The 213-nt window shown below is 40.8% G+C and carries 1 pseudogene; it reads right to left on the bottom strand.

From position 1 onward, the window contains the following. A pseudogene (locus ADA55_RS30400) lies at window positions 1-213 on the bottom strand (IS5/IS1182 family transposase); the annotation flags it as partial.

Consider the following 213-nt stretch of genomic DNA (forward strand, 5'->3'; position numbering starts at 1 on the left):
ACTTTAAAGTTTCGCCCGAAGGGCAAAGGTAACAATCAAAATGTTCATCGAATACATAGTGCTGTTTGCGGAAAAATCCTTCTTTGGTGCGAGGACATGTATAAAGCCGGTATGTTTTCTTTGTTAAATAGGTAGCTTGTAATCGCTGGTGTTTTATAAGCTCCATCTGCGGCAACGGCTTCCGGTTTTCCAACTTTCTCAATCACTTGTTCA

The sequence above is a fragment of the Bacillus sp. 220_BSPC genome, from assembly GCF_001054655.1.
In the GTDB taxonomy this organism is placed as follows: domain Bacteria; phylum Bacillota; class Bacilli; order Bacillales; family DSM-1321; genus Peribacillus; species Peribacillus frigoritolerans.